This is a genomic window from Streptomyces sp. NPDC001617 (assembly GCF_053596855.1).
This window is the reverse complement of record NZ_JBSFHA010000002.1, coordinates 206064-226910: the sequence shown is the minus strand read 5'-3', so window position 1 is coordinate 226910 and position 20847 is coordinate 206064. Positions and strand designations below refer to the sequence as shown.

The window sequence follows — 20847 nt, the reverse complement described above, 5'->3', positions numbered from 1 at the left end:
ACCCCTGTCAGACCGGTTCGTCCGGTCAGCCCCTCCCACGAAGGTCGCGAGATGCCTGCCGAAGTCGCTGCGTCGGTGTTCCCGCAGCTCGAAGCTCTGCTCCCGCATGTGCAGAAGCCGATCCAGTACGTCGGCGGAGAGCTCAACTCCACGGTCAAGCCCTGGGAGTCCTGTGACGTCCGCTGGGCGCTGATGTACCCGGACGCGTACGAGGTCGGGCTGCCCAACCAGGGCGTCATGATCCTCTACGAGGTCCTGAACGAGCAGGACGGCGTCCTGGCCGAGCGCACGTACAGCGTGTGGCCGGACCTGGAGGCGCTGATGCGGGAGCACGCCGTCCCGCAGTTCACGGTGGACAGCCACCGCCCGGTGAAGGCCTTCGACGTGTTCGGGCTGTCCTTCTCCACCGAGCTGGGCTACACGAACATGCTGACCGCCCTGGACCTGGCGGGCATCCCCCTGGAGTCCAAGGACCGCACGCTGGACGACCCGATCGTCCTGGCCGGCGGCCACGCGGCCTTCAACCCCGAGCCGATCGCGGACTTCATCGACGCGGCCATCATCGGCGACGGCGAGCAGGCCGTCCTCGACATGACGCGGATCATCCGCGAGTGGAAGGCGGAGGGCTGCCCCGGCGGCCGCGAGGAGGTCCTCTTCCGCCTGGCGAAGACGGGATCGGTGTACATCCCGGCGTTCTACGACGTCGAGTACCTCGCCGACGGCCGTATCGCCCGCGTGGTCCCCAACAAGTCGGGCGTCCCGTGGCGTGTCTCCAAGCACACGGTCATGGACCTGGACGAGTGGCCGTACCCCAAGCAGCCCCTGGTCCCGCTCGCCGAGACGGTCCACGAGCGCATGTCCGTCGAGATCTTCCGCGGCTGCACACGCGGCTGCCGCTTCTGTCAGGCGGGCATGATCACGCGCCCGGTGCGGGAGCGCTCGATCACGGGCATCGGCGAGATGGTGGAGAAGGGCCTGAAGGCGACGGGCTTCGAGGAGGTGGGCCTGCTGTCCCTCTCCTCGGCGGACCACTCGGAGATCGGCGACATCGCGAAGGGCCTGGCGGACCGCTACGAGGAGGACAAGATCGGCCTGTCCCTCCCCTCCACCCGGGTCGACGCCTTCAACGTGGACCTGGCGAACGAGCTGACGAGGAACGGCCGCCGGTCCGGCCTCACCTTCGCCCCCGAAGGCGGCTCGGAGCGCATGCGCAAGGTCATCAACAAGATGGTCTCGGAAGAGGACCTGATCCGCACGGTCTCCACCGCCTACGGCAACGGCTGGCGCCAGGTGAAGCTGTACTTCATGTGCGGTCTGCCGACGGAGACGGACGAGGACGTCCTGCAGATCGCCGACATGGCGATGAAGGTGATCGCCGAGGGCCGCAGGGTCTCCGGCCAGAACGACATCCGCTGCACGGTGTCGATCGGCGGCTTCGTCCCCAAGCCCCACACCCCGTTCCAGTGGGCGCCCCAGCTCTCCGCCGAGGAGACGGACGCCCGCCTCGAGAAACTCCGCGACAAGATCCGCGGCGACAAGAAGTACGGCCGCTCGATCGGCTTCCGCTACCACGACGGCAAGCCGGGCATCGTGGAAGGCCTCCTCTCCCGCGGCGACCGCCGCATCGGCGCGGTCATCCGCGCGGTCTACGAGGACGGCGGCCGCTTCGACGGCTGGCGCGAGCACTTCTCCTACGACCGCTGGATGAGCTGCGCGGACAAGGTCCTGCCCGCCTTCGGGGTCGACGTCGACTGGTACACGACGCGCGAGAAGACGTACGAGGAGGTCCTCCCCTGGGACCACCTGGACTCGGGCCTGGACAAGGACTGGCTCTGGGAGGACTGGCAGGACGCCCTCGACGAGACGGAGGTCGAGGACTGCCGGTGGACGCCGTGCTTCGACTGCGGGGTCTGTCCGCAGATGGACACCGCTATTCAAATCGGGCCGACGGGTAAGAAGTTGCTGCCGCTGACGGTCAAGAAGGACGTTTCGGCCGGCGGACACGCTCACTGAGGTGAGTACCGCACTCGGTGCTCAGGGCAGGCGGCAGAGGTCTGTGCGGGATACGCCGAGCACGCCACTGTCGCTTCCTGGGGGCCCTTCGGACAACCACTCAGAGGTGGAGCGGGTCTGTGCTCCCTACGCCTCCTTGCGCAGTTGGATGATGTCCTGAGCCCTCTCCCTGATCGGGAGGCGGCTGGCTCGGTGGCTTTCGCGGCATCCGTGCCAAGCTGGCAGGGTGCTTCATCTGTCGGGCGCCCCTCGACCATCGCCCTGTCGGGTGGATCAGCGGGATGAAGCGGGTTCGAGCGTCCGTGTTGGGGACCTATGGAGTCGCGGACCAGGCGTGCGGTCCGCCACGAGGGATTCGGCAGGCCTGTGCCTCGTGAGGGGTGAGGTGGCCGAGATCTCTGTGGTGCCTTCGGTGCTGCCCGCTTGCCGTGAACACGCCGAGCCCGGCCGCCGTAAGACGTAGAACCGGAGGCCTTCCGGTGCCCTGACGATCCTTGGCCTCCGCTGCTTCCGGCGTGGGTGTTCGAGCTGGAGCGGCGGCTGCTACGCGAGATGCGGACGATGACGATGCAGAGGTTGACAGGTAAGGCACTGCGGGCGCGCTGACGCAAGATCCATGGTGCGCACGTCCAGGATGCGTTCAGGTTGACCTGGTCAGGGTCTAACGGAGATCCAACCCTCCCCCACAAGCACAGGAGCACCCTTTTGACGTCGACGAAGTCTGTGATGAAGAAGCTGCCCGAGGTCACGCTGGCGTTCTGGATCATGAAGATCGCCGCGACGACCCTGGGTGAGACGGCGGGCGACCTGTTCTCCCAGACGCTCAAGTTCGGCTATTTCCTCACCACGATCGCCCTGTTCCTGATCTTCCTGGTGACGCTGGTGGTGCAGCTGCGGTCCTCGCGGTACAACCCGTTCTTCTACTGGACCGTGATCCTTTCGACCAGCATGGCCGGCACGACCATGTCTGACTTCATGAACCGCGACGCCAGCGACAAGTACCTCTCGGGCGGCGCCTCTTCGCTGGGCTGGGGCCCGCAGGGCCTCGGCCTCGGTTACCCGGAGGGAGCCGCGATCCTCGTCTCCATCCTCCTGGCGATCTTCCTCGCCTGGAGGATCAGCGGGATGACGTTCCAGATCCGCGACATCGTCACCTTCAGGGGCGAGGCCCTGTTCTGGGCGGCGATCCTCGTCTCCAACACCCTTGGTACCTCGATGGGCGACTTCCTGTCCGACAGCTCCGGACTCGGCTACCTGGGCGGTGCGGCGCTGGTGTCCAGCGTGCTGGTCGTGCTGGTCGTCCTGATGAAGGCGCCCGCCGTCCCGAACGTCCTCCTGTTCTGGATCGCCTTCGTCCTCACCCGCCCCCTCGGCGCCACCGCCGGCGACTTCCTCACCAAGCCGGTCGCCAAGGGCGGACTGGACCTCGGCACCGCGGGCTCCTCGGCCGTGCTGCTCGCGATGCTGTTCGGCCTGATGGCCTACGCCCACATTCAGGAGCGCAAGGCCGTCACACCGCGCCTTGAGACTGTCGTCCCGGAGATCGCAGCGGCCCGCCAGGAAGCAAGTCAACGGTAAGCACTGATTCAGCCCTCAGGGTGTCCGTAGGGCTCACTCGGGCTGAGCGGTCGATTGCCGAGTCCCGTGTGGCTTCCCTTCCGGCTTTCCTCGGGTGATTGAGCCGTTCGGCCCATGGCCCGGGCGGGCCGGGAGGCCTAGTGTCCTGCGAGGCGCTCTAATGGCTCTCGAACTCCGAGGGGAGCCGGCTTATGACAGGACACTCTGTTTCCGATGGGCGCGTGCTTGGCGCGCCCATCGATCTCAACGGGACCGGGCACTACGTGCACTGGGGTGTGGTGCAGGTGTCCGTCGCCAACCTCGTGGTGGTCGGGGTGATGCTGGTCGTCTTCGTGGCGGCCCTGCTCCTGCCCTTCCCCCGAGGGCGAGGCCGGCGATGAGCGGGGTGCCGGAGACCGGCGGAGGGTGGACCGGAGCGGTACGGCGGAGGTCGGTGCGGGCACTGCCCCCGGACAAGCTGCTGCCGGACGCACAGCCCGTGTACATGGCGTCATGGATCTACGTCTTCGGTGTGCTCACCCTCGCCTCGCTGATCGTCGTCCTGGTCACCGGCGGGGTGCTCGCCCTGAAGGGGCCCGCCTGGTGGCACGCCTCGGACGTCGGCAAGTACGTGAACAGCCTGCATCTGTGGAGTGTCGAGCTGTTCATGTTCTTCATGGTCATCCACCTGTGGGGCAAGTTCTTCATGGCCGCCTGGCGGGGTCGGCGGGCGCTGACCTGGATCACCGGCACGGTGTGCTTCTTCGCCTCGATCGGCACGGCCTTCACCGGCTACCTGGTCCAGCAGAACTTCGACTCCCAGTGGATCGCAGGGCAGGCCAAGGACGGGCTCAACTCGGTCGGCATCGGCGCGTTCTTCAACGTGCTGGACTTCGGCCAGATGCTGATGTGGCACATCGTCCTGCTGCCCTTCGTCCTGGTCCTGCTGGCGGGCTGGCACATCCTGCTGGTCCGGCTGCGCGGGATCGTGCCGCCGATCGACGCCACCGCGCCTCCCGCGGACGGAACGACGCGGGAGGCGGCGTGATGAACCGGCACACGCGCAATGCCGCCGTGCCCGACCCGGCCACCTTTCCGACCAGGCCGTACGACCTGGTCAAGGAGTTCACGATCGCGTTGGTCGTGGTCGCGCTGCTCACCGTGGGTCTGGCCGCCGTGTTCTCGTCGCCCGACGTCAAGCCGGTGACGCTGGCCTCCTGGGCGAGGGCCGACGGTGCCGACTTCACGGCGACCGGGGTGTCCGAACTCGGTGGCACCAGCGGTACGGCCGAGTACGGGCCGCCGTACAACCACACGCCGGGTGCGGCGCAGAAGCTGGGCCCGGTCGGGCTGCAGAGCGCCGCGGGGGTCCGCATCCCGGTGGACACGGCGAACGACTTCGTACTGGGCCCGCTGCGTGACGTCCCGGAACCGCCCGCCGTCACCGCTGCCCTCGCCACCTGGGACGCCGCCTCCGCCGCCCGGCACCGGGCATGGACCGCGGCCTACTCCGACGCCCTGGCCAAGGCCCACGGCGGTGCCCCCGCACAGGGCGACTACGGCCCTGTCCCCGTCCTCATCGCACGCCTTCTCCAACTGGCTCGCAGCGGCGGGCTGGACGGCCAACTCCAGGCGCAGGGCAAGTTCTACGAGACCGACTACACCCGCTCGCTGCTCTTCATCTCCGACGGTTCCTACCTGGAGTCCCTGGCCCGTGCCGAGCACCTCGGCGGTGACCAGTGGGGGATGATGAACGAGACCGGGAACTACCCGGGCCAGGCGTGGCTGTGGCTGTACACCTTCTGGTACCAGATCGAGCCCTTCAAGTCGTCCGGCAACGCCGACGCCCTGATCTGGGGTCTGATGGCCCTGCTCAGCCTGGTCCTGGTGCTGGTCCCCTTCATCCCCGGAGTGCGCTCGGTACCGCGCTGGACGCGGGTGCACCGGTTGATCTGGCGCACGTACTACCGCGAACAGGCCGCCGAAGGCCGCCGGCGGGAGTGATGACCGCGCCCGGACAAGGGCCGGTGCGGCCAACCGGATGTCGAGGGCGGGCCCTTGGGAACGAAGAGGCTTCTGCCGCTGACCGTGGTCAACAAGTGGCGGAGTGGGCGGGCCCTGTCGCCGGCCGGTGAACGTCGGCGGCCTCGATGGTCAGGGTGTCGTGGGCGATGTCCGTGCCGTCCCGCACGGTCACCTGGACGGCGTGTTTCTCGCCCGCGCGCCCAAGACGACCGGTGACCGTCACCTTGTGGCCCTTCACCTCGACCTGCAGGTCTGATCCGGCGGGTGCGGAGGCGTTCACGATGTGCTGCGGCCCTGCGGGCCACACGGTCACGGACGAAGTGAACTCCTCTCCGACCGTGACTTCGAGGTGCGACGGAGTGAGGATCATGAAGCCTTTCAGGTGCCATGACCCGTTGCCTGGACGTATCTGATTGCCGGTCATGCTGCCAGCGTGCGCCGGTACCGCGGGTCGGAGGAGGTGACGTTCGGCCTCTGCGGAGGGCCGACCGCGGCAGCCTCGGGGCCGTTCGGCCCCCTCTCCACGCATGGGCCCGACCGGCACGAAGCTGCTGCCGCTGACGGTGAAGAACGTCGTGCCCAGTCCGAGCGGGCACGCTCACTGACGCGAGTCGGCGTGGCAGGTCGTGTTCAAAGGCGGTGCAGAGTCTGGATGATCTTGGCTGTCACGGCCTTGGTGGAGTAAGGGTTCTGTACCGTCACGATCCTGCCGTCAGCGGTGGCGAAGGGGGTCATGGGGATGGCGTTCCTCGCGGTGGGTTACACCCGTACCGGCCGGGCGCCGCTCGACGAGACGGTCACGTTCGTCGAGGGGTAGCCGTGTCGTGTTTCCCGGGGTGCGGTCGGGAGTGCGCAGCGGTACACATCGAATGACCTGGACGGCGAGGTGATCGCCGCAGCGCATGAGGCCATACGTCACCTGGTCTCACCCGCGGCGTACACCGACGTGCCCCACTCGGCCTATCTGCCGGTGCTGGAGGCTGTCGCGGCTGCCGTCGAGTACTGCGAGTTCACCGGGCACCCGGGAGGCGCTCGGTACTACCGGTACTGGCACGCCCTGTTGCTGGCCGACCAGGCCCTGCGCGAGGCGATCTGAACGCGGCGGCTCGAGCCTGCTGTCACTCGCGCCGTCCTGGTGTGCGGGCACCGCCGGAGCCCGGGCCGTAGAGCGCGGCGATGTCCTCGGACGTCGCCCACCGGGTGTAGGTGGGCGACTGGGGCCAGCCGTCGGGGGAGTCCTGCCATTGCTCCTGGCGGCCGTACGGGAGGATGTCGATCAGGGCGAAGGTGTGGCTGAGCTGTTCGGTGCCGCGGCCGTCGGTGTGCCAGGTGCGGTAGACGGTGTCGCCGTCGCGCAGGAAGACGTTGACCGCGAATCCTCCGTCGGGCGGGGCGCCGACGTCGGTGCCGAAGGAGCTGCCCGCGGTGGAGTACCACGGCATCCGGTTGCCGACCCGCTGCTTGTAGGCGAGTGCATCCTTGATGGGGCCCTGGGTGACCACGACGAATCGGGCGTCGTAGTTGTCCAGGAAGTCCAGGCGGGTGTACTGCGAGGTGAACCCCGTGCAGCCCGGGCACTGCCATTCCTTGCCGGCGAACCACATGTGGTGGTAGACGATCAGTTGCCGCCTGCCTTCGAAGACGTCCGCCAGCCGCACGGGGCCGTCCTCGCCCTCGAGGGTGTAGTCGGGCATCTCGACCATCGGCAGCCGACGACGCTCGGCGGCGATGGCGTCGAGCTCCCGCGTCGCGGCCTTCTCCCGGGCGCGTAGTGCCTTGAGCCGGTCTTCCCAGGCGGCGGTGGAGACGACGGGTGGAAGCGCGTGGTCGGTCATGTTTCCCTCACAGAGCTCGTGCACGGCTTTCGCTTGTGCAGAGGCAGACTCCGGAGGGCCACGGAACTCATCGGCCGGCGGTCGAAGAGGCCGGGCGCGGTCACGCCTGGCAGGCGCAGCCGGCGGCGGACTTCGCCTCGGCGACCGTGCGGGTCGGGTCCGTCGAGGTTTCGGCGTCCGTGCGGCAGGCGTTGGCACCGCAGCAGGAGCCGGTGGCCGCGAGGGCGCGGGGGCTGTGCGCCCCGAACGCGGCCGGCTTGGTCGCCCGCACGATGCCGGAGTGCATGCCGTCGGCGACGGGATGCGTAGGGGTGATGGTGAAGCCGACCGCTTCCAGGCCCTCGCGGTACTCCGTGAAGGAGAGGGCGCCGGCGATACAGCCGACGGAGTCGCCGCGTTCCGCCCGCTGGGGCGGGGTGAGGGTGTCGTCGGCGATCACGTCCGAGACGCCGATGCGGCCGCCGGGCCTCAGGACGCGGAAGGTCTCCGCGAAGACGGCGGGCTTGTCGGTGGACAGGTTGATCACGTAGTTCCGTGGCCCCCGCCGCTCCCTGATCCGCCCTCCCCAGGAAGACACCGCCATGAACGTTCCCGGCCACCGCCCCTCCGTCCTCTTCGTCTGCGTCCACCACGCGGGCCGTTCCCAGATGGCCGCGGCTTTCCCACCCGCCTCGCGGGGGTCGGGTGGAGGTCCGCTCGGCCGGTTCCGCCCCCGCCGGCTCAGGTGATCACGATGGGATGCGGGGGCGCCTGCCCGGTGTTTCCCGGCAAGCGGTACCTCGACTGGCAGCTCGACGACCCCGCCGGGCAGGGAGTGGACGCGGTGCGGCCGATCCGGGACGCGATCGAGCGGCGTGTGCGCGGGCTGGTGGGCGAGTTGGGTGTCTGACGGTGCCGGGGAAGGGGCGAGTGCACCGAGCGTGGTTCTACTCCAATAGTTTTCCGCGGGCCCAGTAGCTTTCCAACACCGCCTGAACCGGCGGCCGTTCCCCTCGCCACAGCCACAGGAGACCCACCGCATGCCCCGACCGGCGCCGTACCTCGCAGTCGCCGACGCGTTGAGGGCGCGGGTTCTCGCCGGGGAGTGGGGGACCGGGCAGCGGCTGCCGTCGCGGGCGCGGCTCGCCGAGGAGTACGGCGTCGGGCGCAACGTCATGCAGCGGGCCGTGGAGCGCCTCATCGGCGAGGACCTCCTGGAAGGGCGCGCGGGTTCCGGCACCTACGTCCGGGTGCCGCGCGAGCGCCTGTGGATGATCCGCTCACGGCACGGCTCCCCCTCGCTCGCCGCCATGAAGGAGCGCGGCAGGGCCGGTGCCTGGGACGCGCACAGCCAAGTGCGCGTCCCCGCTCCTGAGGACATCGCCGAGCGACTCGCCATCGGCCCCGGTGACCTCTGCGTCACCACGCAGTACGAGTTCCTCGCCGACCGGCAGCCCGTCCAACTCTCCACCTCCTGGGAGCCGTTGGCCATCACCGACGGCACACCGATCGTCCTGCCCGAGCGGGGCCCGCTCGCCGGCAAGGGGGTGGTCGAGCGCATGCGCTCCATCGGCGTCGTCGTCGCCTCCGTGACCGAACTCCCGCGCCCGGCCCGTGCCACCCGGGAGCAGGCGAACCTCCTGGGGATCGGCCCCGGCGACCTGGTCCTCCAGATCGAGCGGACCATCTACGACACCGGCGGCCGCCCCGTGGAGACCGCCGACATCGTCATCCCGGACGTACGACGGGCCGTGGTCTACGAGTTCGGGGTCGACCGGTGAGCCGCCTCTTGAGCGATCCGGATTTCCGGCGCCTGTTCGCCGCCACCGCGCTCGGCCAGCTCGGCGATCGCATCACTTTCCTCGCCCTGCCCCTGGTCGCGATCGTCGCCCTGGACGCCGAAGCATTCCAGGTCGGCATACTCACCGCGATGACCACGGCGGGTTCTCTCCTGGTCGGACTTCCGGCGGGCGCATGGGTGGAGCGGATGCGGAAGCGGTCCGTGATGATCGGCACCGATCTGGTGCGGGCGTCGGTTCTGCTGACGGTGCCGATTGCCTGGTGGGCCGGGACGCTCACCATGGGGTGGCTTTACACCGTCGCACTGGTCCAAGGCGTACTGACCGTGTTCTTCGACGTCTCCTACGTCAGTTTCCTGCCGCATCTGGTGGGGCGCCGGAATCTCGTCGAAGGGAACGCGAAACTCTCGGCCGTCCGCTCCGTGACCAGCATCGGCGGCCCGGCGCTGACAGGTCCGCTGGTCGGCTGGGCGGGAGCGCCCGCCGCGCTGCTGGCGAGTTCGGTCGGGATGGCCGCGTCGGGGCTCATCGCCGTGGGTATCCGCAGACGTGAACCGCGGCCGGTACCGACGAGCGACAGGCCTCGACTGCGACAGGACATCGGGAAGGGTCTGAGATTCGTCCTCGGGCACCCCGTTCTGCGCGCGACCGTGCTGGCAGACGCGCTCTTCAATCTCTTCCTGATCGTGTATCAGACCATGCTGCTGGTCTTTCTGGAGAGGGAGTTGGGCCTCGATTCCTTCGGTATCGGCCTCGTCCTGTCGGGAATGGGCTGCGGTGCGCTGCTGGGCGCGTTGCTGGCGGCCCGATGCGTCCGGCGGTTCGGGCAGGGGCCGGTCATCTGGCTCGCTCCGCTGGTCACCTGTCCGCCGACCGTGCTGATGCCGCTCGCACGGCCCGGCTGGAGCGTGGGCGTGGCGGCGGTCGGTCTGGCGGCTCTCTCGCTCGGCGGAGTCGTGCGTGTGGTGGCCCAGTCGAGCCTGCAACAGGCCCTCACTCCGGACGAGTTCCTCGGGCGGACGAGTGCGACGGCACGCTTCGTGTCCTGGGGCGGCATCCCGCTGGGCGGGGTGCTGGGCGGAGCCTCGGGCTCCGTGTTCGGGGCGACGGCCACCCTGTGGATCGGCGCGGCCGGCATGACGCTGAGCTTCCTGCCGAACGTCATGTCACCTCTTCGCATCATGCGCGGCGCGCCGCATCCATCCGGCTGAGTGACGCGTCTACGTCGGTATGGACCTGGAGAAACGCCCCGAGCGGCCCGTGCGGCAGACGCCCGAAGGGTGTCTCGCCGTGGCGATCCGCATTCCCGTGCGGATCGTCGTGCTCGTACTGGTCGTCCCGGTGCGGATGGTGTGGGACGCGCTCGTGGTCGTGGGCCGGTTCCTGCGGGACACGGTGTTCAGGCCGCTGGGGCGGGCCCTGCTGTGGCTGGCGCGAGCGGTGTTCGTGTGGCCGCTGATCGCGCTGTGGCGGTATGTCGTCGTACCACTCGGCAAGGCGCTCGGATGGCTCGGGAACATCCTTCTGGTCATCCCCCTCGGCCGGCTGTACCGATCCGTGCTGACACCCCTCGGCCATGCCCTCGTGACCCTGCTGACGTGGCTGTACGCGCGCGTGCTCACCCCGGTCGGGCATGCCGTCGTCTGGTTCCTGCGGGGGACCGGCGCGGTGCTCGCCGCGATCGCGGGCGCGGTGTACGCCGTCGTGGCCCGGCTGGCGCGGTACCTCCTCGTCGTACCCGCCCTGTGGGTGTACGAGTGGATCCTCGCCCCCGTCGGACGCGTGATCGCCTGGTGTGCGCAGGGGGTGGCGCGGGCCCTGGACCTGCTGTTCGACGGCGTCGGCATCGCGCTGTACTGGGTCGGCCGGGTGCTGTTCGTGCTGCCCGCGCCGGCGCTGTGGCGCTGGGTCCTCGTCCCCGTCGGACGGGTGCTCGCCGTCGTTTGGCGGGAGGTGTGGGACGCGCTCGGACACGCCTGGCGGGTGGCCGGGCGGATCTCGCTCGCCGTGGGGCGGGCACTGGCGACCCTCTTCCGGTGGACCTTCGTGGAGCCCGCGCGGTGGGCGTACCGGACCGTCCTCACCCCCGTCGGACACGTCATCAGGGACGTCCTGGTGCGGCCCGTCGCCTCCGTCGCGCGCAGTGTGGGGCGGGCGACGCGGGAGGCGCTGGCCTCCGCCCGGGAGTCCGTACGGCAGGCGCGGGCCGACTTCCGGCGGATGCTCTTCGGCGAGCCCGCGCGGGTCGAAGCCGTGGACCGGCGGGAACCAGCGGGCCGCGAGACACGTACTCTAGGTAGCAGTACGACCGCTCTCACGAAGGACTGAACGACACTGGGCAAGCGACAGCCCGAAGGCCCGCCGCCCGCACCCGCGGTGCAGCGCATCCGACTGCGCTACACCAAGCGCGGCCGCCTCCGGTTCACCAGCCACCGTGACTTCCAGCGCGCCTTCGAGCGTGCGCTGCGCCGTGCCGAGGTGCCGATGGCGTACTCGGCGGGGTTCACGCCGCATCCGAAGGTGTCGTACGCCAATGCCGCACCCACCGGCACGGGCAGTGAGGCGGAGTTCCTGGAGATCGCCCTCACCGAGGCGCGCGATCCGGAGAAGCTGAGGCTTCTGCTCGACGAGTCGCTGCCCACCGGGCTCGACATCGTCGACGCGGTCGAGGTCCGGACCTCCGGCCTCGCCGACCGGCTCACCGCTTCCGTGTGGGAGCTGCGGCTGGCCGGCGTGGAGCCTGCCGAGGCCGAGCGGGCCGTCGCCGCCTTCAACTCCGCCGAGGCCGTCGAGGTCCAGCGGATGACGAAGAACGGCGTGCGGACCTTCGACGCCCGCCCCGCGGTCGTAGATCTTGAAACGCATAGTGAACCGGCTGATAGGCCGACCGACCAGCCCTGTGCGATACTGCGGCTGGTTGTTCGGCACGTGACGCCTGCCGTACGACCCGACGACGTCCTGTCCGGTCTCCGCGCCGTGGCCGACCTGGCGCCGCCGGTCCCCGCAGCGGTGACCAGGCTGGCGCAGGGGCTGCTCGATGAAGAGACCGGCACGGTGACCGACCCGCTCGCGCCCGACCGCGAGGCAGCGACGGCCCTCCAAACGGCCGATTCCGCTGCCGCCGCGAAGGCGCCGGCGTAAGGAAGGTCCCGCGAAAGGACGGACGTCGTAGCGCCGCCCTCGTACTCGGGAGCCACCTGGGTCGGGCAGCGCACCGACCAGAAGACTTTCGCCAGGCCGTACGCAACATGCGTACGGAACCGGCGAGACAGGACACAGAGAGCTCCCGTGCGGCGCCCGCGCCCCGGACGGCGGCACACGCGCATCGCGCGGGCCGCGGACGTCAACGGCGGTCGATCCTCACGATCGACGCCGGACCAGGCGCGGCGCCCGGGAGCCTGACGGGAGATAAGCCCGCATGCTCGAACCGACCGAACCCCAAGAGGGTTCCGAACTCAACACTCCCAGCGACACCCTGCCGCCGCGTCGTCGGCGCCGTGCCGCTTCACGCCCCGCGGGACCGCCCGCCGGGGGCGCCTCCGAAACGCCGGAGGAGATCACCGCGTCGGCCATGACGGCCGACGACGACCAGAAGGCCGACGAGAACGTCGAGCCGGTGGTCGCGGCCGAGGCCGAGGAACTCGACGAGGCTGTCGAGGCCGAGGGGGCCGAGGAGGCGCCCGCCGCCGAGGAGCCCGCACCCGCCGGTCGTACCCGCCGTCGTGCGACGCGTCGCGTCTCCACGCCCGCCGGGGCCCCGGCCGCGGCCGAAGCCGCCGAGACCGTGCTGCCCGCCACCGCTCCGGCCTCCCTGGAGGAGGCCGCGGCTGTCGTCGAGACGCCGGTGAGCGCCGAGGCCGAGGAGGCCGCCGTGTCCGGTGAGGACACCGAGGACGGCGCTCCGCGTCGTACCCGTCGTCGCGCGACGCGTCGTGCGTCCGCACCGGCCGGGGCGCCCGCTGCCGTCGAGGGCGCGGAGACCGTCGTGCCCGGGGAAGCCGCCGAGAGCGCCGGGGAAGCCGCGGCCGTCGCCGAGGCGCCCGCCGAGGAGGCCGCGTCCGCCGGACGTACCCGCCGCCGCGCGACCCGCCGGGCCTCCGCGCCCGCCGGTGCACCGCAGTCGGCCGACGCCGCCGAGACCACGCAGACCGCGGAGGCCGAGCCGGCCACCGTGATCGAGGCGGCCGTGCCCACGGTGGCCGCCGAAACCGTCGTAGCCGAGGAGGATGCCGTGTCCGACGAGGCTGCCGAGGACGCCGCTCCGCGCCGGACCCGCCGTCGGGCCACGCGCCGTGTGTCCGCGCCGACCGGGGCACCCGAGGGCGCCGATTCGGCGCAGGTGCCCGAGGTCGCGTCCGGTGCGGCCGAAGCGCCTGCCGCCGAGACCCGTACGGCCGAGGTCCCTGCTTCCGCCCAGGCCGATGAGGACGCCGCCCCGAGTCGGGGGCGTCGTCGGGTGGCCCGTAAGGCCGCCACCGGCTTCTCCGCGCCCGCCGCGGTCAAGGGTGGCGGCGAGGCCGCCGAGGACGAGGAGCCGAAGCGGCCGAAGCGGCCCGCCGTGGCCGTGTTCCAGGCGCCCGTGTTCACCGAGCCGATGTTCCAGACGCCGGAGCGGGCCGCCGCCGCCGCGGCCGCCGCGGCCGAGGCCGAGGTCGAGGTCGCCGAACCGGAGGAGGAGCTCCAGGAGGAGCAGGCCGGGGCGCGCCGTCGGCGTCGTCGCCGGGGCGGCGCGTTCGGGGACGAGGCCGAAGCGGCCGGCGTCACCGAGACCGCCGCGGAGGACGAGGCGGAGGAGGCCGAGGAGTCGGTCGAGGACGCCGGTGAGGGTGACGAGGCCGAGGAGACCGGGTCGCGGCGGCGCCGTCGGCGCGGTGGCCGCCGTCGTCGGCGCGGTGAGTCCGCCGAGGCCGGCGGGGACGACGAGGCGGAGGACGGCGACGACACCGAGCAGTCCTCCCAGGACGCCGAGGACAGCGAGCAGGAGGAAGAGGACGCCGAGGACGCTCATGACGAGCCCGGCGGTTCCAGCTCCAGCCGTCGCCGCCGTCGGCGTCGCCGGCGCGCCGGCGACTCCTCCGTGGACGCGGAGCCCGGTGACGGCGACCCCGAGCGCACCGTCGTCAAGGTCCGTGAGCCCCGCCCGAAGTCCGAGCCGTCCGACGAGGTGCAGTCCATCAAGGGCTCCACGCGCCTGGAGGCCAAGAAGCAGCGCCGCCGGGAAGGCCGTGAGCAGGGCCGTCGCCGTGTTCCGATCATCACCGAGGCCGAGTTCCTCGCCCGCCGCGAGGCCGTCGAGCGGGTGATGGTCGTCCGGCAGAGCGGTGAGCGTACGCAGATCGGCGTCCTGGAGGACGGCGTGCTCGTCGAGCACTACGTCAACAAGGAGCAGGCGACCTCGTACGTCGGCAACGTGTACCTGGGCAAGGTGCAGAACGTGCTGCCCTCGATGGAGGCCGCCTTCATCGACATCGGCAAGGGCCGCAACGCGGTGCTCTATGCCGGTGAGGTCAACTTCGAGGCGCTCGGCATGGCCAACGGCCCGCGGCGCATCGAGTCCGCGCTCAAGTCGGGCCAGTCCGTCCTCGTCCAGGTCACCAAGGACCCGATCGGGCACAAGGGCGCGCGTCTGACCAGCCAGGTCTCTCTCCCGGGCCGCTACCTCGTGTACGTCCCCGAGGGCTCCATGACCGGCATCAGCCGCAAGCTGCCCGACACCGAGCGGGCCCGGCTGAAGACCATCCTCAAGAAGATCGTCCCCGAGGACGCGGGCGTCATCGTGCGCACCGCCGCCGAGGGCGCGAGCGAGGACGAGCTGCGCCGCGACGTCGAGCGACTGCAGGCGCAGTGGGAGGACATCCAGAAGAAGTCGAAGAACGGCAACGCCCCGACGCTGCTGTACGGCGAGCCGGACATGACCGTCCGGGTCGTCCGCGACATCTTCAACGAGGACTTCACCAAGGTCGTCGTCAGCGGTGACGAGGCGTGGGAGACCATCCACGGATACGTCGCGCACGTCGCGCCCGACCTCGCCGACCGGCTGTCGAAGTGGACCTCCGAGGTCGACGTCTTCGCCACGTACCGGATCGACGAGCAGCTCTCCAAGGCGCTGGACCGCAAGGTCTGGCTGCCCAGCGGCGGTTCGCTGGTGATCGACCGGACCGAGGCGATGGTCGTCGTCGACGTCAACACCGGCAAGTTCACCGGCCAGGGCGGCAACCTCGAAGAGACGGTGACGCGCAACAACCTGGAGGCGGCCGAGGAGATCGTCCGCCAGCTGCGGCTGCGGGACCTCGGCGGCATCATCGTCATCGACTTCATCGACATGGTGCTGGAGTCCAACCGGGACCTGGTGCTGCGGCGCCTCCTGGAGTGCCTGGGCCGGGACCGGACCAAGCACCAGGTCGCGGAAGTGACCTCGCTGGGCCTGGTCCAGATGACCCGCAAGCGGGTCGGCCAGGGCCTGCTGGAGTCCTTCTCCGAGACCTGCGTCCACTGCAACGGCCGCGGTGTCATCGTGCACATGGAGCAGCCGACCTCCGCCGGTGGCGGCGGCAAGCGCCGCAAGCGCGGGCGGGGCGGCGACGGGCACGAGCACGTGCACGAGGCCGCCGTGGCCGTCGAGGCTCCGGAGGCCGAGGAGGCCGAGACGGAGGCCGAGCTCGCCGCCGAGGTCGCCGAGCCGGTCGCCCTCTCCGCGCCCGTCTTCGAGCCCGACGAGGAGCTGTACAGCAGCGTCGCCGAGGCGGAGGCGGCCGTACGGGGTGGTCGTTCGCGGCGCAGGGCGAGTCGGCGGGCTTCGGCTCCGGCGGGTGCGCCGCGTGCCGAGGACCGCCGGGACGAGCGGCGTTCGGCGGGACGTGACGAGGCCCGTGCCGAGGAGAGCGCGCCGACCCCTCAGGAAGTGACGGCCGAGGTCGCGGCCGAGCTTCCGGTCCAGCCGGAGCGGGCCGCCGCGGCACACGCCGAGCCGGTCGCCGCCGAGGACCCGGTCGTCGAGGCCGCCGCTGTCGAGGAGGCCGCGCCCAAGGGCCGTACGCGCCGTCGCGCCACCCGCAAGGTGTCCGCGCCCGCCGGTTCGCCGGCCGGGGCCGAGGCCGCCGTGGTGACGGTCGCCGAGACCGCGCCGGTCGCGGAGGCCGTGCCCGCCGCCGAGACGGTCGCTCAGGAGCCCGAGGCGCCCGCCGAGAGCGCCGCCCCGGCCCGTCCGCGGCGTCGCGCGGTGCGCAAGGAGACCGCGCCCACCGCGTCCGAGGAGACGGCCGTCGTGGTCGTCCCGTCGGCCACGGAGGCCGGCGAGGGTGCCGAGGAGGGTGTCGAGGAGGCCGCTCCGGCCAAGAAGACGGCCCGGAAGACGGCCAAGAAGGCGACCGCGAAGAAGGCGGCCACCAAGAAGACGGCGGCCAAGAAGACCGCGGCCAAGAAGACCGCCGCGAAGAAGACGACGGCCAAGAAGGCTGCCAAGGTGACGGCCGCGAAGACGGCGGCGAAGCAGAGCGCCTCGGCCGTCTCGGCCTCGACGGAGGACTGACCTCCGCACCCGCGACGAAGCGGGAGCGACAGCGGCGCGGGCGTCCGGTGCGAACCGGGCGCCCGCGCCGTCGTGTGACAGGCGGCCATGGACGACCGGGCCGCGCCCATGTGCACGCCCGAGTCGACGTACGCCTCAGGTGTGCGCCCTGGCCTGCCGGTACGGGGTTCTCTGCCTGACCGGTCAAGGACTGGGCTGGACTGCCTGATACCTGCGTCCGACTGGGCGGTTTCCGTGACGGAACGAAGGCAGAGAGTAATGGACGGGACTAGCGTGGCGTCGACCGTCAAGTGATCGTCTGCCCGATCCACGCTGGCGTTGGCCACTGAGCGGGCTGCCATGCCGAAATGAGTTCGCTTATGCACGTCGCTTTCCGCCGCACGCTCCTCAACAGGACCGTCATGACCGCGTGCGGGTTGTCGGCACTGCTCGCCGCCTCCGTGACGGTCGGCTCGGGTGCCGCTGCCGACGAGCCACGTCCGGTGACGGGAGGAAGCCCCTCCCGCGAGGGGGCGGTCATCACACTGACCACCGTAAAGGTCGGCGCGCCCGGCAATCGTCCGGTAGGCATTCTCCCGTTCAAGGACGCCCTGTACCGTTCATGCGCCGACGCCCCTTCCCCGAAGGAATGCCTTCGAGTCGGCGGCGTGCCCTATCGCTACGAGATCGGTCGGCTCGAAGTCACCGTCGAACAGTGGGTGGCGTTCCTGAACACGGTCGATCCCGAGGGACGCAACCCCCATCGTCTCTATGACGAGACCGAGAGTTCGACCGCGTGGCCGAAGTACGGCCAGATCAACCTCTCCCCAAGTGCCGGTAGGGGCCGTCACTACTCGGTGGCCTTCCCGCAGTGGGCGGACAAGCCATATGGCTTCGCGAACTTCCTGAGAGCGGCACGTTTCGTCAACTCGCTCTACAACGGCCGACTGATCTCCAAGCGGGCCGACAGCAAGGGCAGCTTCACCTACGTCACGTACCAGGTCGCGTTGTCGTCGCAGACCGAGCGCGGGATGTACGACCTGGCCCGGCCGCAGACGACCCGAGTGCATCGCGCGGGGTTCGTCCTGCCAAGCCAGGACGAGTGGATCAAAGCGGCTTACTACGACCCGAGCGGCGGCGGCACCTACTCCTACTGGAAGTACCCGACCAACCCGGGAGTCTTCGGTGACGGAGAGGCGACCGCACCCGGCCCCACCATCCTCAACCCGGGCACCGGCGACGTCACCAACGCTGCGACCCAGCCGCTGGCCTCGTACCACGCGGACGGCAGACCGGCACCGAGCTGGTGCCCGACACAGCTGAGCCCCGAAGCGTGCTCCACCGTCAACCCGTTCGGATTCGACCCGACCATCTATGCCAAGGGCTACCAGGGCAGCCTCAGCACCGTCGGCGCGGCGAGGACCACATCGCCGTGGGGCACCCTTGACCAGGGCGGTAACGCGGTCGAGTGGACCGACACGATCACAGCGCCCCCTGCCGGGCAGAGTTCCGCACGGGTCTGGCGGCGGCTCCACGGCGGAATCTCCAACGCATCCGCCTACCAGATGTGGCCCTCAGCTGTTGGACTGCAGCCGCAGGACAACGTGTTCTACAACCACACCTATCCGTGGCTGGGCATCCGGATCGGGACGATCGGCGACCTGAAGCCCGGCAAGCCCTAGCCTCGATCCAGTCGTGAGAGAAATCGCGAGCACCGGGGCCCGGTTTGACCCCCTCGGCCACGGCCCCGTACTCTTGACCGTCGGCGTGTCCTTGGATATGGGCGCGCCACATCCCCGTAAACCTCATTCCTCCAGGGCACTGGGTGCTCCGGAGAGGCCGTCCGTGTCGGGTGGCTGGACTGCGGGGGTGCCGTTCCCGAGCGAGAGAGTGAGATCCGCGTGTACGCCATCGTGCGCAGCGGTGGTCGCCAGCACAAGGTTGCTGTCGGCGACATCGTTGAGGTTGACAAGATTTCCACTGCCAAGGTTGGCGACACGGTCGAGCTCTCGACCCTGCTCGTTGTCGACGGCGACGCTGTGACCAGCGACCCGTGGGTGCTGGCCGGCATCAAGGTCCAGGCCGAGGTCGTGGACCACCACAAGGGCGTCAAGATCGACATCCTTCGCTACAAGAACAAGACCGGCTACCGCCGTCGTCAGGGCCACCGCCAGCAGTACACGGCGATCAAGGTCACTGAGATCCCCGCGGCTGCGAAGTAAGGGACTGAGGAGAGATGGCACACAAGAAGGGCGCATCGTCCACCCGTAACGGTCGTGACTCCAACGCTCAGCGCCTCGGCGTGAAGCGCTTCGGTGGTCAGGTCGTCAACGCGGGCGAGATCCTGGTCCGCCAGCGCGGCACCCACTTCCACCCCGGTGCGGGCGTCGGCCGTGGCGGCGACGACACGCTGTTCGCGCTGCAGCCCGGTGCGGTGGAGTTCGGTACGTTCCGTGGCCGCAAGGTCGTGAACATCGTTCCGGTCGCCTGAGGCATCAGGTAGCTGATCGGAAGCTTTTCGCGAGGCGGACCTCACTTCCCTGGTGGGAAGGCGGGTCCGCCTTTCGCGTGTTAGTACATGAGACAGTCCCGTACGTATCTGGAGGCACACCCGATGACCACCTTCGTGGACCGCGTCGAGCTGCATGTCGCCGCGGGTAGCGGAGGTCACGGCTGTGCCTCCGTCCACCGTGAGAAGTTCAAGCCGCTCGGCGGGCCCGACGGCGGGAACGGCGGGCGGGGTGGGGATGTGATCCTCACCGTCGACCAGTCGATCACCACGCTTCTCGACTACCACCACTCCCCGCACCGCAAGGCCACCAGCGGCAAGCCCGGTGAGGGCGGCAACCGGGCCGGCAAGGACGGGCAGGACCTGGTCCTTCCGGTGCCGGACGGGACCGTGGTGCTGGACACGGCCGGCCATGTGCTCGCCGACCTGGTCGGGCACGGCACGTCGTACGTCGCCGCGCAGGGCGGCCGGGGCGGGCTCGGCAACGCGGCACTGGCCTCCGCTCGGCGCAAGGCGCCCGGGTTCGCGCTGCTCGGTGAGCCGGGGGATCTGCAGGACATCGTCCTGGAGCTGAAGACGGTCGCCGACGTGGCGCTGGTCGGGTACCCGAGTGCGGGCAAGTCCTCGCTGATCTCGGTGCTGAGCGCTGCCAAGCCGAAGATCGCGGACTATCCCTTCACGACACTCGTCCCCAACCTGGGTGTGGTGACGGCCGGTTCGACCGTGTACACCATCGCGGACGTGCCGGGTCTGATCCCGGGCGCCAGCCAGGGCAAGGGGCTGGGCCTGGAGTTCCTGCGGCATGTGGAGCGGTGCAGTGTGCTCGTGCATGTGCTGGACACGGCGACGCTGGAGTCCGAGCGGGACCCCGTCTCCGACCTCGATGTCATCGAGGAGGAGCTGAAGCAGTACGGCGGGCTCGACCGGCGACCGCGGATGGTCGTGCTGAACAAGATCGACGTACCGGACGGCAAGGACCTCGCGGAGATGGTGCGGCCGGATCTGGAGGCGCGGGGATACCGGGTCTTCGAGGTGTCGGCGGTTGCTCATCTCGGGCTGCGGGAGCTGTCGTTCGCGCTGGCGGAGCTGGTGGCGAAGCACCGGGCCGCGAAGCCGAAGGAGGAGGCGACGCGGATCGTCATCCGGCCGAAGGCCGTCGACGACGCGGGCTTCACGGTGACGCAGGAGGAGGACGGGCTGTTCCGGGTGCGGGGCGAGAAGCCCGAACGCTGGGTGCGGCAGACCGACTTCAACAACGACGAGGCCGTGGGGTATCTCGCGGACCGGCTCAACCGCCTCGGTGTGGAAGAGGAGTTGATGAAGGCCGGGGCCCGGGCGGGTGACGGTGTCGCCATCGGGCCCGAGGACAACGCGGTCGTCTTCGACTGGGAGCCGTCGATGATGTCCGGCGCGGAGATGCTGGGACGGCGTGGCGAGGACCATCGCTTCGAGGCGCCGCGGCCTGCGGCGCTGCGGCGACGGGACAGGCAGGCCGAGCGGGACGAGGCGGAGCAGGAGTACGGCGACTTCGATCCGTTCGCCGAGTAGGGGCGCAAGCAGCGGGTTAACGCCGGGGAAAATCGCGCCACACTCCAGGGCAACCCCCTCGCTCCCCGGCGAGTC

17 protein-coding genes and 2 pseudogenes are annotated in these 20847 nt (G+C 70.2%); 16 read left to right on the top strand and 3 right to left on the bottom strand.

What is annotated here, in order from left to right; translation table 11 throughout:
• Window positions 1-51: 51 nt before the first annotated feature.
• From ACWC09_RS02650 to ACWC09_RS02630, 5 genes are all read left to right on the top strand, one after another.
• Complete coding sequence (locus tag ACWC09_RS02650; RefSeq protein ID WP_450847764.1) at window positions 52-2013, top strand: TIGR03960 family B12-binding radical SAM protein; 1962 nt, start codon at window positions 52-54, stop codon at window positions 2011-2013.
• 726 nt (window positions 2014-2739) lie between these two features.
• Entirely contained in the window at window positions 2740-3591 is an 852-nt protein-coding gene (locus ACWC09_RS02645) for a COG4705 family protein (RefSeq protein ID WP_450847762.1), read from the top strand.
• A 221-nt stretch (window positions 3592-3812) separates the two neighbouring features.
• A complete protein-coding gene (locus ACWC09_RS02640) occupies window positions 3813-3971 on the top strand; it encodes a hypothetical protein (protein WP_450847760.1) in 159 nt (52 codons plus the stop codon).
• The gene (locus tag ACWC09_RS02635) at window positions 3968-4618 is read left to right on the top strand and encodes a cytochrome b N-terminal domain-containing protein (protein WP_450847759.1); all 651 of its coding nucleotides are present in this window, start codon (window positions 3968-3970) and stop codon (window positions 4616-4618) included. The genes ACWC09_RS02640 and ACWC09_RS02635 overlap by 4 nt, the downstream gene beginning before the upstream one ends.
• Entirely contained in the window at window positions 4618-5574 is a 957-nt protein-coding gene (locus ACWC09_RS02630; protein WP_450847757.1) for a hypothetical protein, read from the top strand. The genes ACWC09_RS02635 and ACWC09_RS02630 overlap by 1 nt, the downstream gene beginning before the upstream one ends.
• A gap of 88 nt (window positions 5575-5662) precedes the next feature.
• Here the strand turns inward: ACWC09_RS02630 and ACWC09_RS02625 are convergent, their stop codons facing one another.
• The gene (locus tag ACWC09_RS02625; protein WP_450847755.1) at window positions 5663-6019 is read right to left on the bottom strand and encodes a hypothetical protein; all 357 of its coding nucleotides are present in this window, start codon (window positions 6017-6019) and stop codon (window positions 5663-5665) included.
• A gap of 462 nt (window positions 6020-6481) precedes the next feature.
• On the opposite strand from ACWC09_RS02625, the gene ACWC09_RS02620 reads away from it, so the two are divergent.
• The gene (locus ACWC09_RS02620) at window positions 6482-6691 is read left to right on the top strand and encodes a hypothetical protein (protein WP_450847754.1); all 210 of its coding nucleotides are present in this window, start codon (window positions 6482-6484) and stop codon (window positions 6689-6691) included.
• Between the two features lie 22 nt (window positions 6692-6713).
• On the opposite strand, the gene ACWC09_RS02615 is transcribed toward ACWC09_RS02620, so the two are convergent.
• Both ACWC09_RS02615 and ACWC09_RS02610 read right to left on the bottom strand, forming a co-directional pair.
• Window positions 6714-7430 (bottom strand): DUF899 domain-containing protein, encoded by a 717-nt coding sequence (locus tag ACWC09_RS02615; RefSeq protein ID WP_450847752.1) that lies wholly within the window; start codon window positions 7428-7430, stop codon window positions 6714-6716.
• A 100-nt stretch (window positions 7431-7530) separates the two neighbouring features.
• A pseudogene (locus tag ACWC09_RS02610) lies at window positions 7531-7962 on the bottom strand (arsenite S-adenosylmethyltransferase); the annotation flags it as partial.
• 49 nt (window positions 7963-8011) lie between these two features.
• Between ACWC09_RS02610 and ACWC09_RS02605 the strand changes: the two are divergent.
• The 10 genes and pseudogenes from ACWC09_RS02605 (at window position 8012) to obgE (ending at window position 20772) form a co-directional block, all read left to right on the top strand.
• Window positions 8012-8319, top strand: a pseudogene (locus ACWC09_RS02605) (phosphotyrosine protein phosphatase).
• 130 nt (window positions 8320-8449) lie between these two features.
• Window positions 8450-9190 (top strand): GntR family transcriptional regulator, encoded by a 741-nt coding sequence (locus tag ACWC09_RS02600; RefSeq protein ID WP_450847750.1) that lies wholly within the window; start codon window positions 8450-8452, stop codon window positions 9188-9190.
• Window positions 9191-9198: 8 nt separating this feature from the next.
• Window positions 9199-10419 carry an MFS transporter gene (locus ACWC09_RS02595; RefSeq protein ID WP_450847748.1) on the top strand — a complete coding sequence of 407 codons (1221 nt, stop codon included), beginning with the start codon at window positions 9199-9201 and terminating at the stop codon, window positions 10417-10419.
• 19 nt (window positions 10420-10438) lie between these two features.
• Entirely contained in the window at window positions 10439-11536 is a 1098-nt protein-coding gene (locus ACWC09_RS02590; RefSeq protein ID WP_450847746.1) for a hypothetical protein, read from the top strand.
• A gap of 48 nt (window positions 11537-11584) precedes the next feature.
• Window positions 11585-12349, top strand: coding sequence for a TIGR03936 family radical SAM-associated protein (locus tag ACWC09_RS02585; protein WP_450847744.1), 765 nt, complete (start codon window positions 11585-11587; stop codon window positions 12347-12349).
• A gap of 277 nt (window positions 12350-12626) precedes the next feature.
• The gene (locus ACWC09_RS02580) at window positions 12627-16736 is read left to right on the top strand and encodes an Rne/Rng family ribonuclease (RefSeq protein WP_450847742.1); all 4110 of its coding nucleotides are present in this window, start codon (window positions 12627-12629) and stop codon (window positions 16734-16736) included.
• A gap of 359 nt (window positions 16737-17095) precedes the next feature.
• Entirely contained in the window at window positions 17096-18397 is a 1302-nt protein-coding gene (locus ACWC09_RS02575) for a hypothetical protein (protein ID WP_450847740.1), read from the top strand.
• A gap of 219 nt (window positions 18398-18616) precedes the next feature.
• Window positions 18617-18937 carry a 50S ribosomal protein L21 gene (rplU, locus tag ACWC09_RS02570; RefSeq protein WP_007381993.1) on the top strand — a complete coding sequence of 107 codons (321 nt, stop codon included), beginning with the start codon at window positions 18617-18619 and terminating at the stop codon, window positions 18935-18937.
• Window positions 18938-18951: 14 nt separating this feature from the next.
• Window positions 18952-19206 carry a 50S ribosomal protein L27 gene (gene rpmA, locus ACWC09_RS02565; RefSeq protein ID WP_017944923.1) on the top strand — a complete coding sequence of 85 codons (255 nt, stop codon included), beginning with the start codon at window positions 18952-18954 and terminating at the stop codon, window positions 19204-19206.
• A 123-nt stretch (window positions 19207-19329) separates the two neighbouring features.
• Window positions 19330-20772 (top strand): GTPase ObgE, encoded by a 1443-nt coding sequence (obgE, locus tag ACWC09_RS02560; RefSeq protein ID WP_450847871.1) that lies wholly within the window; start codon window positions 19330-19332, stop codon window positions 20770-20772.
• The last annotated feature ends 75 nt before the right edge of the window (window positions 20773-20847 follow it).